The organism is Geodermatophilus bullaregiensis (genome assembly GCF_016907675.1).
Lineage (GTDB): Bacteria > Actinomycetota > Actinomycetes > Mycobacteriales > Geodermatophilaceae > Geodermatophilus > Geodermatophilus bullaregiensis.
The window spans coordinates 3,600,587-3,614,636 of the sequence record NZ_JAFBCJ010000001.1 but is presented as its reverse complement, the minus strand read 5'-3'; the positions used below and the strand labels follow the sequence as shown (position 1 = coordinate 3,614,636).

The window sequence follows — 14,050 nt, the reverse complement described above, 5'->3', positions numbered from 1 at the left end:
CCTCAGTATGGCCCCGCAGGCCCGGGTGAAACGCGACGGGTGGACGCGCCTGCTCCGGTGGAGGGGCGCCGCGGCACACCGCAGGATCGGCGGGCGTGGGACAGAGCAGATCACCGCTGGGCGTCGCCGACCTCGAACGGCTGGCCGCCCGCGGCTGGCGGGCACCCGAGGAGGAGCCGCTGGGCGGGTGGCTGCTGCGCGCCGGCGGCGGCTTCACCGGCCGGGCCAACACCGCGCTCGTCGCCGGCGACCCGGGCTGCCCGCTGCCGGAGGCGGTCGAGGCGGTCGCGGCCTGGTACCGGGGGCGCGGCCTGCCCCCCGGGGCGCAGCTGCCCGGCGTGCAGGCCCGCCGCGCCGACGCGGCGTTCGCCGCCGCCGGGTGGGGCCGCGACGAGGACGTGCTGGTCCTCACCGCGCCGCTGGCGGCCGGGCCCGACGGCGGCGTGCCGGTCGAGCTCGCCGACACCCCGGACGACGGCTGGCTGAACACGTCCGGGTACCTCCGCCGCGCCGAGCCGGTCACGGCCCGCGCGGTGCTGACCAACGCGCCGGAGGTGGTCTTCGCGTCGGTGCGCGCCGACCCGCCCCCGGCGCCACCGGTCGCCGTCGCCCGCGGCGTGGTCACCGGCGACTGGCTCGGGGTGACCGCGGTGACCGTCGCGGAGGAGCACCGCCGCCGTGGCCTGGCGACGGCGGTCGTGGCGGCGGTGACCCGGTGGGGCGCGGCGCGCGGCGCCGGCTGGGTGTACCTGCAGGTCACGTCGTCCAACGCGCCGGCGCGGGCGCTGTACCGCCGCGCGGGCTTCGTGGAGCACCACCGCTACCACTACCGGTGGGCACCGTCCTGACACCCGGTTCCGGGCGGCTGGGGTCAGCCCGGGACGGGCGGGCGGGCGCCCAGCACGCGGCCGACGGCGAAGGCGGCGGCCACCCCGCCGAGGCCGAGGAAGGCGAGCGTCACCGCGCCGAGCCCGCCGCTGCCGACGGCGACGAGGTCACCCTCGGGCCGGCGCACCGTGGCGGCCACGGCGATCCCCAGCCAGGTCAGCGCCGGCAGCGCCGCGACCGCGCGGGAGCCGGTGAGCCGGTGCACGCCGGCCACCAGCAGCAGGTTGCCGACGACGGCGACGACGACCGACAGCGGGACGAGGACGCCGGCCACCCGCAGCGGCAGCCAGAAGACCTCGACCAGCGCCAGCCACCCGGCGACGGCCACGGCGAGCACGGCCGCGGACCCGAGCGCCACGACCCGGCGGGTCATCCGGGGAGACCGGCGAACAGGTCGTCCTCCCAGCCGTGGGGTGCGCGTCCGGCAGGACCGCGCTCGCCGCGCACCAGCCGGTAGTGCTCGACGCCGAGCACCTCCTGGCCGAGGTTGTTCGACAGGGCGAAGAAGGGCCCGTCGACGGTGATCTGGGTGGCGTGCGCCCGCATGGCGGCGTCCTTGCGGCCGGCGTGCGCCCGGCCGTCGACGGCGGCGGTGACCAGTTCGTCGGGGACGGCGAAGGGGATGTCGTCGATCTCGCCGAGCTGCTCGAACGGCGAGTCCTCCCCGAGCGCCGCCATGGCCTCGACGCCGGAGCGCAGCACCGAGCGCGGCACGCAGCACCAGTAGACCTTCGCGACGTCCCACGCCTCGCCGAGCTCGGGACGGTAGGCGGGGTCGGCGGCGGCGTCGACGGCGGCCATCGCGACCCGGTGGGCCTGGATGTGGTCGGGGTGCCCGTAGCCGCCCTTCTCGTCGTAGGTGACCACCACCTGCGGCCGGACCTCCCGGACGACGGCGACCGCGTGCCCGACCGCCTCGTCGAGGTCGGCGTTCCAGAACGCGCGCGGCCGCTCGTTCGCCGGCGTCCCGATCATCCCGGAGTCGCGGTAGCGGCCCGCACCGCCGAGGAACCGCCAGTCGGTCACGCCGAGCGCGTCCATCGCCGCCCGCAGCTCGGCGATCCGGTAGCCGCCGAGCTGGTCGGCGTGCTCCGGCCCGAGCAGCTCCAGCTCGGGGACGAGGACCTCGCCCTCCTCGCCCAGCGTGCAGGTCAGCAGCGTGACCTGCGCCCCCTCGGCGACGTAGCGCGCCATCGTCGCGCCGTTGTTGATCGTCTCGTCGTCGGGATGGGCGTGCACGAGCAGCAGCCGGCGGTCAGCAGTCACGGCCCGCATCCTCCCAGGGCGCTCACGGCGCGGGCGTCGGCGATCCGGTGACCCCGGAGGGAGCGGCGTCGGCGACGTCGGCCGGCCACACGACGCGGAACCGCTCGAAGACCACCTCGAGGTCGTCGGACCACGCATGGCCGCGGGCGGCCCCGGTGCGGCGGAAGAAGGCCAGGTGCCCGGCCAGCCAGCCGGCCCGGGTGCGGTCGCCCTCCCCCTCGTCCCAGGCGAAGGCGTCGTCCACGCTGGCCAGCGGTCCGAGGCGCAGCTCCACGGTGCGCAGCACGCAGCGCGGCACCCCGGCGCCGTCGCAGGCCACCCAGTGGCCCCCGATGCGGGGCAGCGGCTCGGCCTCGTCGACGTTGTCCCGCACCAGGCCCACGGTGGCCCGCTTGGTGCCGGCCAGGACGAGTGCCACCAGCTCGTCGGCCATGGCGGCGGAGTCGCCGAAGCGCCCCACCCAGGGGTCCTCCTCGGGGGGCAGCGTCCCCGGGACTGTGGCCCCGTAGGCGCGCCACATCGCCAGGGCGTCGTCCCGGCGGACCGGCGGCAGGGGTGTCACGTGCGCCATCCGACGATCACGGAGTGGCGACCACCCCAGGAGGCCCGGACGTGGTCACCACTCCGTGATCGTCGCCGGAACTACTCGGCGTCGACGGGGACGACCGTGCGGGCCTCGGCGAAGTGGCAGGCCGCGGGGTGGCCCTGGCCGCGGTCGACCAGCGCCGGCGGCTCCTGGGCACAGACGTCCTGCGCCTTCCAGCAGCGGGTGCGGAACCGGCAGCCCGAGGGCGGGTCGGCGGGGCTCGGGACGTCGCCCTGCAGCAGGATGCGGTCCTTCTGCCCGCGCAGCGCCGGCTCGTGCAGCGGCACCGACGACAGCAGCGCCTGCGTGTAGGGGTGCGACGGCGCGGAGTAGACCTCCTCCGCGGTGCCCTCCTCGACGATGCTGCCGAGGTACATGACCGCGACCCGGTCGGAGATGTGCCGCACCACCGACAGGTCGTGGGCGATGAACAGGTAGGACAGCCCGAGCTCGTCCTGCAGGTCCTCGAGCAGGTTGACCACCTGGGCCTGCACCGAGACGTCGAGCGCCGAGACCGGCTCGTCGCAGACGATGACCTCCGGCTGCAGCGCCAGCGCGCGGGCGATGCCGATGCGCTGCCGCTGGCCGCCGGAGAACTGGTGCGGGTAGCGGTTGACGTAGTCGGGGTTGAGACCGACGCGGTCGAGCAGCTCCTGGGTGCGCTTGAGCCGGCCCTTCTTCGGGGCGACGTCGGCGTGCACCGACCAGCCCTCGGCGACGATGTCGCCGACGGTCATGCGCGGGTTCAGCGACGCGTAGGGGTCCTGGAAGATGATCTGGACCTCGCGCCGGTACTCCTTGAGCGCACGCCCGCCCATGCGGGCGACGTCGCGGCCCTTGAAGAAGATCGACCCCGCGGTCGGCCTCTCCAGCGCCACGATCAGCTTGGACACCGTCGACTTGCCGCAGCCGGACTCGCCGACCAGGCCGACGGTCTCCCCGCGGCGCAGGGTGAGGTCGACGCCGTCGACCGCGCGCACGTGGCCCACGGTGCGCTTGAAGACAATGCCCTGGGTCAGCGGGAAGTGCTTCTGCAGCCCGCGGACCTCCAGCAGCGCCTCCCCCATCTCGCCCCGGGCGCCGGTCGCCGCCACCCCGGAGGTGAGCTTGGTCAGGGACGAGTGCTCGTGCTGACCCGGGACGGGCGCCGGCAGGGACGACGCCGCGGTGGCGCCGTGCTCACTGGGCTGGGACACCCAGCACCTCCTCGCTGTAGTGGCAGGCCGCCTCGCGCCCCGGGACGACCAGCCGCAGCGGCGGGACGTCGGTCGAGCACTCGCGGCCGGGCGCGGCCTCCGCGCCCAGCCGGCGCCGCGAGCAGCGGGGGTGGAACGGGCAGCCGCTCGGGATGTCCGCCAGGTTCGGCGGCTGGCCGACGATCGGTTGCAGCCGCCCGCCCTTGGCCTCCACCTGCGGCACCGAGCTCATGAGGCCGTCGGTGTAGGGGTGCGCCGGGCGGGTGAAGACGTCGTCGACGGTGCCGCGCTCGACGATCTCGCCGGCGTACATGACCGCGACGTTGTCGGCGACCTCGTTGACCACGCCGAGGTCGTGGGTGATGAGGATCAGCCCCATCCCCGTCTCCTCCTGCAGGTCCTTGAGCAGGTCCATGACCTGCGCCTGCACGGTGACGTCGAGGGCGGTGGTCGGCTCGTCGGCGATCAGGATCCGCGGGTCCAGCGCGATGGCCATGGCGATCATGACGCGCTGGCGCATGCCGCCGGAGAACTGGTGCGGGTAGTCGTCGACCCGGCGGGCGGCGGCCGGGATGCGCACGCGGTCCATCAGCTCGACGGCCCGTTTGCGGGCGTCCTTCTTGCTCATCCCCCGGTGCGCGCGGAACATCTCGCCGATCTGGAAGCCCACGCTGTAGACGGGGTTCAGCGACGACAGCGCGTCCTGGAAGATCATCGAGATGCCCGGACCGCGGATCTTGCGCTGGTCCTCGGCCGACATCTGCAGCATGTCGCGGCCCTGGAACACGATGCCGCCGCCGGTGATGACCGCGGGCGGGGTCTCGAGGATCCCCATGATCGCCTGCGCCGACACCGACTTGCCGGAGCCGGACTCGCCGAGGATGGCCAGGGTCTCCCCGGCGGCCAGGCTGTAGCTGATGCCGTTGACGGCGTGCACCGTGCCGGAGCGGGTGCGGAACTCCACGCGCAGGTCGTCGACCTCGAGCAGCGGCGTCCCCGGCGGGACGAACTCGGCGGTGGGCTTGGTCAGGTCGAGGTTGGTCACGCGCGCTGCCTCGGGTCGAGGGCGTCGCGCAGGGCGTCGCCCATCAGGATGAAGGCCATCACGGTCAGGGTCAGGATCAGGCTGGGGAACAGCACCAGGTGCGGAGCGGTGCGGATGGAGTCCTGCCCGGCCGCGATCTGCAGGCCCCAGGAGATGGCCGGCCGCTGCAGGCCGACGCCGAGGTAGGTCAGCGTGGCCTCCGCGGCGATGATCACGCCGATGGTGATGGTCGCGTAGACCAGCACCGGGGCGACGGCGTTGGGCAGGATGTGCCGCACCAGGATGCGGCGGCTCGAGGCTCCCATCGCCCGGGCCGCGGCGACGTAGTCGGAGCTCTTGACCGCGATGACCTGCGAGCGGACCAGCCGCATGGCCGTCATCCAGCCGAACAGCGCCAGCGCGATGGCCACCGCGCCGGGCCCACGGGAGTTGATGACCGGGATGTCGGTCGACGGGCCGACCCGCAGCAGTACCAGCGCGCCGAGGATCAGCGGCAGCGCGTAGAAGATGTCGGCGATGCGGGCGAGGATCCCGTCGGTGACCCCGCCGTAGTAGCCGGCGATCGCCCCGACGACAACGCCGAGCAGCAGGATGACCAGCACGGCGACCACGCCGATGATCAGCGAGTTGCGGGCGCCGTAGACCACGTTGGCCAGGTAGTCGCAGCCCTGCTGGTCGAAGCCGAACCAGTGCTGCGCCGAGGGCCGGTCCTGGGAAGTGGCCAGGTCGCACGAGCGCGGGTCGGCACCGCGGGCGAACAGCTGCGGGAAGAACGCCATGAGCACGAAGAACACGCCCAGGACGGCGCCGATCCAGAAGAACGGGTTGCGCCGCAGGTCGCCCCAGGCGTCGCTCCAGAGGCTGTTCTGCCGCTCCTTCGTGACGTCGACCGACGGGCTGGCGAGGCCGGTGGTGGTACCGGCCTCGACCGCGTCCTTGCGCAGGTCCAGCTGCTGCTGGTCAGTCATAGCGGATCCTCGGGTCGAGGACGGCGTAGAGCACGTCGACGACCAGGTTGAAGAAGATGAAGAAGAACACCATCAGGGTGACGATGCCGACGACGACCGCGCCCTCCTGGGACCGGATCGAGTTGAACACCTCCCGGCCGATGCCGGGCAGGTTGAACACCGTCTCGGTGACGATCGCCCCGCCCAGCAGCGTGCCGATGTCGGCACCGATGAACGTGACGACCGGGATGAGGCTGTTGCGCAGCGTGTGCCGGACGATGACCGTCCGGTTGGACAGGCCCTTGGCCCGCGCCGTCCGCACGTAGTCGGCCCGCAGGTTCTCGGCGAGACTGGTGCGGGTCAGCCGGGCGACGTAGGCCAGCGAGCCGGAGGCGAGGACCAGCCCCGGCAGCACGAAGCTGTACAGGCCGTCGTTGGTGCCGGCGATCGGGAACCAGTTGAGCTTGAGCCCGAAGAGCAGCTGCGCGAAGAAGGCGAGCACCAGGATCGGGATCGAGACGATCAGCGTCGTCGACACCAGCACGAGGTTGTCGAAGAAGCTGTTGCGCCGGATCCCGGCCAGCACGCCGGCGGCCAGGCCGATGACGGCCTCGAAGACGATGGCGACGAGGGCCAGCTGGACGGTGACCGGCAGCGTGCGCTCGATCGTGTCGAGGACCGGACGGCCGCGGAAGTCGGTGCCCAGGTCGCCCTGGAACAGACCCTTCAGGTACTCCCAGTACTGCACGTACAGGGGGTCGTTGAGGTGGAACCGCTCGCGCAGCTCGGCGATCACGGCGGGCGAGAGCGGGCGGTCACCACCCAGCGCGCGGATGGGGTCGCCGGGCAGGGCGTAGACCATCGCGAAGATCAGGAACGACGCGCCGAGCAGAACCGGGATGGTGAGCAGCAGGCGGCGCGCGACGTAGCGGCCCATGGTCCCCCTAGGGGTGTCTGCGCCGCCGGGGGTGTGCGGCGGCGCCGGTGTCCATCGTGCCCGCAGGCCGGCACACGCGCCGCCGGGGGCGACCGTCCTGGTCGGACAGGCGCCCCCGGCGGGTGGTGCGGGTCCTGCGGCGTGAGGTCAGCTGTTGACGGTGACCTCGGAGGTGACGATCCGCTGGAAGAGGTCCAGCCGGACGTCGGAGACGTTCTCGGAGGTCACCGACTGGATCTCGGTGAAGAACATCGGCGCCATCGGCATGTCCTCGGCGATGATGTCCTCGGCCGCCTGGTAGTCCTCGATGCCCGCCTCGACCGTCTCGGCCTGGTCACCCTGGGTGATCAGCGCGTCGACCTCGGGGTTGGTGTAGAAGGAGTAGTTCGAGCCGGCGGGCGCGAGCGAGGCCGCGGTGAACAGCGGCGTCAGGTAGCTGTCCGGAGCCGGGTAGTCGAAGCTCCACCCGTAGCGGAACGGCCCGGTGACGCCCTGCGACTCGAGCAGCGGCAGGTACTCGGCGAAGTCGAGGTTGCCCTGCAGCGTGTACTCGACGCCGAGGTTCTCGCGGAGCTGGTTGCCCACGGCCTCCATCCACGCGTCGTGGCCGGCGCCGGCGTTGAACCACAGGTCCACCGGCTGGCTGCGGTCGAACCCGGCCTCGTCGAGCAGCTGGTTGGCCTGGTCGGCGTCGAGGGTGCAGTAGGTGCAGCTGCCCTCGCGGTAACCGTCGATGACCGGCGGGATGAACGAGTCGGCCGGCGCGCGGGTGCCCTGGAAGATCGCCTCGGAGATGGCCTCCCGGTCGACGGCCATCGAGAACGCCTGGCGGACCCGCGGGTCGGCGAAGCGCTGGTCGTACGTCGGGAAGGAGAGGTAGGTGATCTGCGAGGACTCGGTCCGGATGAACCGGTCGCCGAACTCGCTCTCGGCCGACTCGATCACGTCCGGCGGGATGACGTCGACGATGTCGAGGTTGCCGGCCTGGACGTCGGTGTAGGCGGTGTTGACGTCGGCGTAGACGCTGTACTGGACGCTCTCGGCCTGGGCGGCGTCCTCGCCGCCGTAGTCCTCGAAGCGGGTCAGCGTGATGCCCTGGCCCGGGACGAACTCACCCTCGGCCTGGAACGGGCCGTTGCCGATCGGGCGGGTGCCGAAGCCCTCGGGGTCCTCGAAGAACGCGTCGGGCAGCGGGTGGAAGGAGTTGTAGCCGGTGATCGCCGCGAAGTTGGAGAACGGCGAGGACAGCGTCACCGTGAAGGTCTGGTCGTCGACGACGGCCAGACCGCTCATCTCGGTGGCGGCCGGCTCACCGGTGGCCTCACCGGTGGCCTCGTCGACCGGCGCCTGCAGCTCGTCGTAGCCCTGGATGCGCGAGAGGTAGGACGCGGCGCCCTGGGCGTTCGGGCTGTAGGCGGTGTAGTTCCAGGCGTCGACGAAGGACTGCGCGTCCACCGGCGTCCCGTCGTGGAAGGTCCAGCCGTCCTTGAGCGTGACGGTCCAGGTGGTGTTGTCCTCGGACTCGATCGACTCGGCGACGCCGGTGTACTCGACCTCGCCCTCCGCGGAGTACCTCACGAGGCCGGTCCACAGCGAGCTGATGACCTGGTCGCCCTCGGACTCGGTGGTGTTCCCCGGGACGAGCGGGTTCTCGGGCTCGCCGATGTAGACGCTGAAGGTGCCGCCGGTCGCGCCACCGCCACCACCGCCGCCCTCACCCGAGCCGCTGTCCTCGCCGCCGCCGCAGGCGGACAGCAGCAGGGCGGCCGACAGGCCGGCCGCGACGAGCGCCGACCGGCGCTTGCTCAACTTCACGTGCGATGCCTCCCTCGTCCCGCGTCTGCGGGGGGAACGGACTGGTCGGTGCCCCACCCGGGCTCGTGGCCGGGTGACGGCATCCGCCAGGTGAACACCCAGGAACGGCCCTGGAACGCCGTGGCGACCCTAGGCAAGCGTGCCGAGGAGCGTCCACGGCCGTCACCGATTTGTGACCGAGGCTCACGATCCGGCGGGGCACACCGCAATGTCCACGCCCCACCGCCCCGGCGACGACACGTGTTCCGGTCTGGCCGGGTCCGCGCCGGAGGACTTCCGCCGTCCGGGGGATCGGGTGTCCGGCACCGGCCCGGTGGGTAACCCCTCCTCAGCCGACGGAAGGAGCTCATCCATGAGCGGCATCGACAAGATGAAGAACAAGGCCCAGGAGCTGTCCGGCGAGGGCAAGGAGCGCGTGGGCGAGGCCACCGGCGACCGCGACCTGCAGGCCGAGGGCGCCAACGACAAGGCCGCCGGGAACCTCAAGCAGGCCGGCGAGAAGGTCAAGGACGTCTTCAAGTGACCGGCGGCCCCCGTCCGGAGGACGGGGGCCGATGGCCTGCGCCGCGGGCGTCGTCCCCTCCCGGGACGGCGCCCGCGGCGTGTCCGGCCCCGGTCAGGAGCGCGTGAGCAGCTCCCGGACGGCGGGGAGGAGCGGACGATCGGCGGCGATCCAGTCCAGCGCGTCGAGGTCGGCCGCCCCCACCCAGCGCAGGTCGCGGTGCTCGTGGGCCACCGGCTCCCCCCGGGCCAGACGCGCCGACCACACCCGCAGCGTCGAGGCCCCCGGCAGTCCCCCGCCGACGACGCCGTCGAGGACCACCTCGCCGAGGAAGACCTGCGGCGCGACGGTGATGCCGAGCTCCTCGGCGCACTCGCGCACCAGCGCGGCGAGGTGCTCCTCCCCCGGCTCCACCTTGCCGCCGGGGAACTCCCACCGGCCCGCGAGCGGGCCGGAGCCGCGCTGGGCCACGAGGACCAGGTCCCCGCGGACGATCGCGGCGCCCACCACCTGGACGACGTCGAGCGCCTGCTGGGCGGCCGCCGCGGCATAGCCGTCCAGGTGGCGGTGCATGGCGCGCAGCACCCGCCGGCGCAGGATCGTCCGGTCGACCAGCGCACCGAGCGGTCCGGGCAGGCCGGTGTCCCAGTCGACCTGCTCGTCGACGCGGGTCCCCTCGGCGGTGGCGGTGTAGCGGCGGGTGTGGGTCAGCGTCCGCCGGCCCCGGACGAGGGTGTAGACGTCGCGCACCGGGCGGAGCGACTCGACCTCCTGCAGCGGCACCGGCCACGGGCGGCCGAGGGCGCGGGCGACGTCGAACGCGACGGTCAGCGGCGCCGCCACGATGGTGGTGAAGCGCAGCCGGTGCACGCCGCCACCCTCGCAGACCAGGCAGGATGGGTCCCGCAGGACCCGGCGGAGAGGATCCCTGCAGGACTCGGCAGGAAGGACCATCGTGCGCATCACGGCCCGGGTCGACTACGCCGTCCGCGCGGCCGTGGAGCTGGCCGCGGCGGCGCCGGGCGCGCTGACCTGCGACAAGATCGCCACCGCCCAGGGCATCCCGTCGCGCTTCCTGCAGGGGATCCTCGGTGACCTGCAGCACGCCCGGCTGGTCACCAGTCAGCGGGGCCGCGAGGGCGGCTACCGGCTGGCGCTGCCGCCCTCGGAGATCTCCATCGCCCGGGTCATGCGGGTCGAGCAGGGCTTCCTCGCCGAGGTGCACGGCCAGCGTCCCGAGGACGTGAGCTACCCCGGGACCGCGCAGGAGCTGGCCAGCGTGTGGGTCGCCGCGCGGGCGGCCTACCGCCGGGTGCTGGAGGAGGTCACGCTCGCCGACGTCGTCGCCGGGGAGCTGCCGGCGCCGGTGGCCGAGCTGGCCGCCGTCGAGAGCGCCTGGCGCTCGTTCGGCGACGACCGCGCCCGCGACTGAGCCGCCGTCCACGGACGGCGGCAGGCGACGACGCCACGGAGGGCCGGGTGCCCGTCGCCGCGCGCGCCTGGGTGAGACTCGGGGGGTGAGCAGCGCGCAGCACGGTGGCGTCACCGTCTTCCTCACCGGCCTGTCGGGCGCGGGCAAGTCCACCGTGGCCGACGCGCTCGTCGCCGAGCTGGAGGCGGAGGGCCGGCCGGTGACCGTCCTGGACGGCGACGTCGTCCGCACGCACCTCTCCAGCGAGCTGTCGTTCTCCCGCGAGCACCGCGACCTCAACATCCGGCGGATCGGCTTCGTGGCCGGGGAGGTCGTCAGGCACGGCGGCACCGCCGTCGTCGCCGCGATCGCGCCCTACGACGGCGCGCGCGAGGAGGCCCGGGCGCTGGTCGAGCGGCACGGCCGGTTCGTCCTCGTGCACCTGGCCACGCCACTGGAGGTGTGCGAGGCCCGCGACGTCAAGGGCCTCTACGCCCGCGCCCGGGCCGGCGAGCTGACCGGCTTCACCGGCATCGACGACCCCTACGAGCTCCCCGCCCGCGCCGAGCTGGTCATCGACACCTCGGTCACCCCGCTGGCCGAGTCGGTGGCACGCATCCGCGCGGCCATGGACGGGGGCACGGACGGCGGGACGGCGCCGGTCGGCTGAGGTCACACCAGCTCCGGCCGGACGTGTGCGACCATGGTGGGCGTGACGGATCGCGGCAGCCTGCTCGTCGCGCGTCTGCACGTCGACCTCGCTCTGGTCAGCAGCGCCGCCTGTCGCGCCGCGCGCTGACTCCCAGTCCTCCCCGCGGCCCTCGCCGCGACCCCGACCTGGCAGCGCCCTCCGGCCCCGGGTGCGAGCCCGGCGCGGACGGCGCAGGAAGAAGTGCACCGTGTCCGCTCCTCCCCGTTCCAGCAGCCGCCCCCAGCGGGGCCAGGGCCAGTGGGCGCTCGGCTACCGGGAGCCGCTGAACCCCAACGAGCGGATGAAGAAGGACTCCGACGGGCTCGAGGTCCGTCAGCGGATCCTCGACATCTACTCGAAGACCGGCTTCGACGGCATCGACCCCGGCGACCTGCGCGGGCGCATGCGCTGGATGGGCCTCTACACCCAGCGCGCCCAGGGCATCCCCGGCGGCAAGACCGCCGTGCTGGAGCCCGAGGAGCTCGAGGACTCCTACTTCATGATGCGGGCCCGCATCGACGGCGGGCAGCTGACCAGCGAGGCGCTCCGGGTCCTCGGCGGCATCAGCACCGAGTTCGGCCGGGACGTCGCCGACGTCACCGACCGGCAGAACGTCCAGTACCACTGGATCCGCATCGAGGACGTGCCCGAGATCTGGCGGCGGCTGGAGTCGGTGGGCCTGAGCACGATGGAGGCCTGCGGTGACGTGCCGCGGGTGATGCTCGGCTGCCCGCTCGCCGGGATCCTCGAGGACGAGGTCCTCGACGCCACCGACGTCATCGCCGAGACCGTCGCGAAGTACGTCGGCAGCCCTGAGTTCAGCAACCTGCCGCGCAAGTGGAAGACGTCGATGTCGGGCTGCGTCGACCACTGCACCGAGCCGGAGATCGATGACGTCTCCTTCGTCGGCGTGCGCAACGAGGCCGGCCAGGCCGGCTACGACCTGTGGGTCGGCGGCGGCCTGTCGACCAACCCGATGTTCGCCCAGCGGATCGGCGTGTTCGTCCGGCCCGACCAGGTCACCGACGTCTGGGCCGCCTGCACCTCGATCTTCCGCGACTACGGCTACCGCCGGCAGCGCAACCGCGCCCGGATCAAGTTCCTGATCGCCGACTGGGGCCCGGAGAAGTTCCGTCAGGTGCTGCAGGACGAGTACCTGGGCGAGGCGCTGCCCGACGGCCCGGCGCCCGCCCCGGCAAAGCACGACCAGCGCGACCACGTCGGCGTCGCCAAGCAGAAGGACGGCCGCAACGCCGTCGGCTTCGCGCTGCGGACCGGCCGGATCAGCGGCTCGCTGCTGACGACGATCGCCGACCTCGCCGACGAGTACGGCGCCGGGCGCATCCGGACGACGACGCAGCAGAAGCTGGTCATCCTCGACGTGCCGGACGAGAAGGTCGAGGACCTCGTCGCGGCCCTGGCCGAGCACGACCTCCAGGTCCGCCCGAGCGCGTTCCGCCGCGGGACGATGGCCTGCACGGGCCTGGAGTTCTGCAAGCTCGCGATCGTCGAGACCAAGCAGCACGCCCAGGACCTCTACGCGGAGCTGGAGAAGCGGCTGCCGGAGTTCGACACCCCCATCGGCATCAACGTCAACGGCTGCCCGAACAGCTGCGCGCGGTTCCAGACCGCCGACATCGGGTTCAAGGGCTCCATGGTCCGCGACGACAACGGCGAGATGGTCGAGGGCTTCCAGGTGCACCTCGGCGGGCACCTGGGCGTGGAGGCCACCTTCGGCCGCAAGTTCCGCGGCCACAAGGTGACCAAGGCCGAGACCGCCGACTACTGCGAGCGGCTGCTGCGCGGGTTCCTCGAGCGGCGCACCCCGGGCGAGTCCTTCGCCCACTACGTCTCCCGCGCCGAGGAGAGCTGGCTGCTGTGAGCGAGGAGTCCGCGGGCAGCGGCGGAAGATCGCGCCAGCTGCCCGTGTTCTTCTGCCCGTACTGCGGGGACGAGGAGCTGACCCCGCACGGGGACGGAGGCGAGTGGCGCTGCGCCGCGTGCCTGCGGACCTTCACCGTCCGGCTCACCGGGACAGGAGTGCAGCACCCATGACCACCGCCGTCCGGCCCACGCCGGAGCTCGCCGCAGCGGCCGACGCCCGCTTCGAGGGCATCGCCGACCCCGTCGAGCAGGCCCTCGCCGTCCTGCGCTGGGCGGGCGAGACCTTCGGCGACGGCTTCGCGGTCACCTCCTCGATGGCCGACGGCCTGCTCGCGCACCTGGCCTCGCGCGCGGTCCCCGGGGTGAACGTGGTCTTCCTCGACACCGGCTACCACTTCGCCGAGACCATCGGCACCCGCGACTGGGTGGCCGGCGTCATGCCGATCACGCTGGTGAACGTGACGCCGCCGCAGACGGTGGCCGAGCAGGACGCCGAGCACGGCCCGGAGCTGCACCAGCGCGATCCCGACCTGTGCTGCTCGCTGCGCAAGGTGCAGCCGCTGGCGAAGGCGCTGGCCGGCTACGTCGCCTGGGGCTCGGGCGTGCGTCGCGACGAGGCCGCCACCCGCGCCGGCACGAAGGTCGTCGACTGGGACGCCAAGCGCGGCATGGTCAAGGTCAACCCGCTCGCGGCCTGGACCCAGGAGCACGTCGACGCCTACACCGCCGAGCACCAGGTCCCGGTGAACCCGCTGCAGGAGATCGGCTACGCCTCGATCGGCTGCGCGCCGTGCACCCGGCCGGTCGCCCCGGGCGAGGACCCGCGCGCCGGGCGCTGGGCCGGCCGCGGCAAGACCGAGTGCGGCCTGCACGTCTGAGGAG

Annotated in this window: 16 protein-coding genes; 7 read left to right on the top strand and 9 right to left on the bottom strand. The window is 73.2% G+C overall.

Annotation, left to right across the window (positions count from 1 at the left end; translation table 11 throughout):
* Positions 1 to 95: 95 nt before the first annotated feature.
* Positions 96 to 848 carry a GNAT family N-acetyltransferase gene (locus tag JOD57_RS17215; RefSeq protein WP_204693125.1) on the top strand — a complete coding sequence of 251 codons (753 nt, stop codon included), beginning with the start codon at positions 96 to 98 and terminating at the stop codon, positions 846 to 848.
* 23 nt (positions 849 to 871) lie between these two features.
* On the opposite strand, the gene JOD57_RS17210 is transcribed toward JOD57_RS17215, so the two are convergent.
* The 8 genes from JOD57_RS17210 to JOD57_RS17175 all read right to left on the bottom strand — a co-directional run bounded on the left by JOD57_RS17210 (position 872) and on the right by JOD57_RS17175 (position 8,680).
* The gene (locus tag JOD57_RS17210; RefSeq protein WP_204693124.1) at positions 872 to 1,261 is read right to left on the bottom strand and encodes a hypothetical protein; all 390 of its coding nucleotides are present in this window, start codon (positions 1,259 to 1,261) and stop codon (positions 872 to 874) included.
* Positions 1,258 to 2,163, bottom strand: a complete 906-nt coding sequence (gene mshB, locus JOD57_RS17205) for an N-acetyl-1-D-myo-inositol-2-amino-2-deoxy-alpha-D-glucopyranoside deacetylase (protein WP_239568594.1) — start codon at positions 2,161 to 2,163, stop codon at positions 1,258 to 1,260. Before mshB ends, JOD57_RS17210 begins: the two co-directional genes overlap by 4 nt.
* Positions 2,164 to 2,176: 13 nt before the next feature.
* Positions 2,177 to 2,716 carry an ASCH domain-containing protein gene (locus JOD57_RS17200; protein WP_204693122.1) on the bottom strand — a complete coding sequence of 180 codons (540 nt, stop codon included), beginning with the start codon at positions 2,714 to 2,716 and terminating at the stop codon, positions 2,177 to 2,179.
* Between the two features lie 80 nt (positions 2,717 to 2,796).
* Positions 2,797 to 3,936 (bottom strand): ABC transporter ATP-binding protein, encoded by a 1,140-nt coding sequence (locus JOD57_RS17195; RefSeq protein ID WP_307824758.1) that lies wholly within the window; start codon positions 3,934 to 3,936, stop codon positions 2,797 to 2,799.
* Positions 3,920 to 4,981 carry an ABC transporter ATP-binding protein gene (locus tag JOD57_RS17190; RefSeq protein WP_307824757.1) on the bottom strand — a complete coding sequence of 354 codons (1,062 nt, stop codon included), beginning with the start codon at positions 4,979 to 4,981 and terminating at the stop codon, positions 3,920 to 3,922. The genes JOD57_RS17195 and JOD57_RS17190 overlap by 17 nt, the downstream gene beginning before the upstream one ends.
* Complete coding sequence (locus JOD57_RS17185) at positions 4,978 to 5,949, bottom strand: ABC transporter permease (protein WP_204693121.1); 972 nt, start codon at positions 5,947 to 5,949, stop codon at positions 4,978 to 4,980. The genes JOD57_RS17190 and JOD57_RS17185 overlap by 4 nt, the downstream gene beginning before the upstream one ends.
* Positions 5,942 to 6,865 (bottom strand): ABC transporter permease, encoded by a 924-nt coding sequence (locus JOD57_RS17180; protein WP_204693120.1) that lies wholly within the window; start codon positions 6,863 to 6,865, stop codon positions 5,942 to 5,944. Before JOD57_RS17180 ends, JOD57_RS17185 begins: the two co-directional genes overlap by 8 nt.
* A 147-nt stretch (positions 6,866 to 7,012) precedes the next feature.
* A complete protein-coding gene (locus JOD57_RS17175; protein ID WP_204693119.1) occupies positions 7,013 to 8,680 on the bottom strand; it encodes a peptide ABC transporter substrate-binding protein in 1,668 nt (555 codons plus the stop codon).
* A gap of 352 nt (positions 8,681 to 9,032) precedes the next feature.
* Here JOD57_RS17175 and JOD57_RS17170 point away from each other — a divergent pair, with 352 nt between their 5' ends.
* Positions 9,033 to 9,203: a CsbD family protein gene (locus tag JOD57_RS17170; protein WP_204693118.1), complete on the top strand. Its 171-nt coding sequence runs from the start codon at positions 9,033 to 9,035 to the stop codon at positions 9,201 to 9,203.
* A 93-nt stretch (positions 9,204 to 9,296) separates the two neighbouring features.
* Here the strand turns inward: JOD57_RS17170 and JOD57_RS17165 are convergent, their stop codons facing one another.
* Positions 9,297 to 10,052, bottom strand: coding sequence for a (deoxy)nucleoside triphosphate pyrophosphohydrolase (locus tag JOD57_RS17165; protein WP_307824756.1), 756 nt, complete (start codon positions 10,050 to 10,052; stop codon positions 9,297 to 9,299).
* 85 nt (positions 10,053 to 10,137) lie between these two features.
* On the opposite strand from JOD57_RS17165, the gene JOD57_RS17160 reads away from it, so the two are divergent.
* From JOD57_RS17160 to JOD57_RS17140, 5 genes are all read left to right on the top strand, one after another.
* Positions 10,138 to 10,614 carry an RrF2 family transcriptional regulator gene (locus tag JOD57_RS17160; RefSeq protein ID WP_204693116.1) on the top strand — a complete coding sequence of 159 codons (477 nt, stop codon included), beginning with the start codon at positions 10,138 to 10,140 and terminating at the stop codon, positions 10,612 to 10,614.
* An 85-nt stretch (positions 10,615 to 10,699) separates the two neighbouring features.
* Complete coding sequence (gene cysC / locus JOD57_RS17155; protein ID WP_204693115.1) at positions 10,700 to 11,263, top strand: adenylyl-sulfate kinase; 564 nt, start codon at positions 10,700 to 10,702, stop codon at positions 11,261 to 11,263.
* 229 nt (positions 11,264 to 11,492) lie between these two features.
* Positions 11,493 to 13,166: a nitrite/sulfite reductase gene (locus JOD57_RS17150; protein ID WP_204693114.1), complete on the top strand. Its 1,674-nt coding sequence runs from the start codon at positions 11,493 to 11,495 to the stop codon at positions 13,164 to 13,166.
* A complete protein-coding gene (locus tag JOD57_RS17145) occupies positions 13,163 to 13,339 on the top strand; it encodes a hypothetical protein (RefSeq protein WP_204695063.1) in 177 nt (58 codons plus the stop codon). The genes JOD57_RS17150 and JOD57_RS17145 overlap by 4 nt, the downstream gene beginning before the upstream one ends.
* Positions 13,336 to 14,046: a phosphoadenylyl-sulfate reductase gene (locus tag JOD57_RS17140; RefSeq protein ID WP_204693113.1), complete on the top strand. Its 711-nt coding sequence runs from the start codon at positions 13,336 to 13,338 to the stop codon at positions 14,044 to 14,046. Before JOD57_RS17145 ends, JOD57_RS17140 begins: the two co-directional genes overlap by 4 nt.
* Positions 14,047 to 14,050 lie beyond the last annotated feature (4 nt).

Coding starts and splice junctions, on each gene's coding strand:
- JOD57_RS17170 (WP_204693118.1), top strand. CDS start 9,033: ATGAGCGGCATCGACAAGATGAAGAACAAGGCCCAGGAGCTGTCCGGC.
- mshB (WP_239568594.1), bottom strand. CDS start 2,163: ATGCGGGCCGTGACTGCTGACCGCCGGCTGCTGCTCGTGCACGCCCAT.
- JOD57_RS17140 (WP_204693113.1), top strand. CDS start 13,336: ATGACCACCGCCGTCCGGCCCACGCCGGAGCTCGCCGCAGCGGCCGAC.
- JOD57_RS17180 (WP_204693120.1), bottom strand. CDS start 6,865: ATGGGCCGCTACGTCGCGCGCCGCCTGCTGCTCACCATCCCGGTTCTG.
- JOD57_RS17210 (WP_204693124.1), bottom strand. CDS start 1,261: ATGACCCGCCGGGTCGTGGCGCTCGGGTCCGCGGCCGTGCTCGCCGTG.
- JOD57_RS17185 (WP_204693121.1), bottom strand. CDS start 5,949: ATGACTGACCAGCAGCAGCTGGACCTGCGCAAGGACGCGGTCGAGGCC.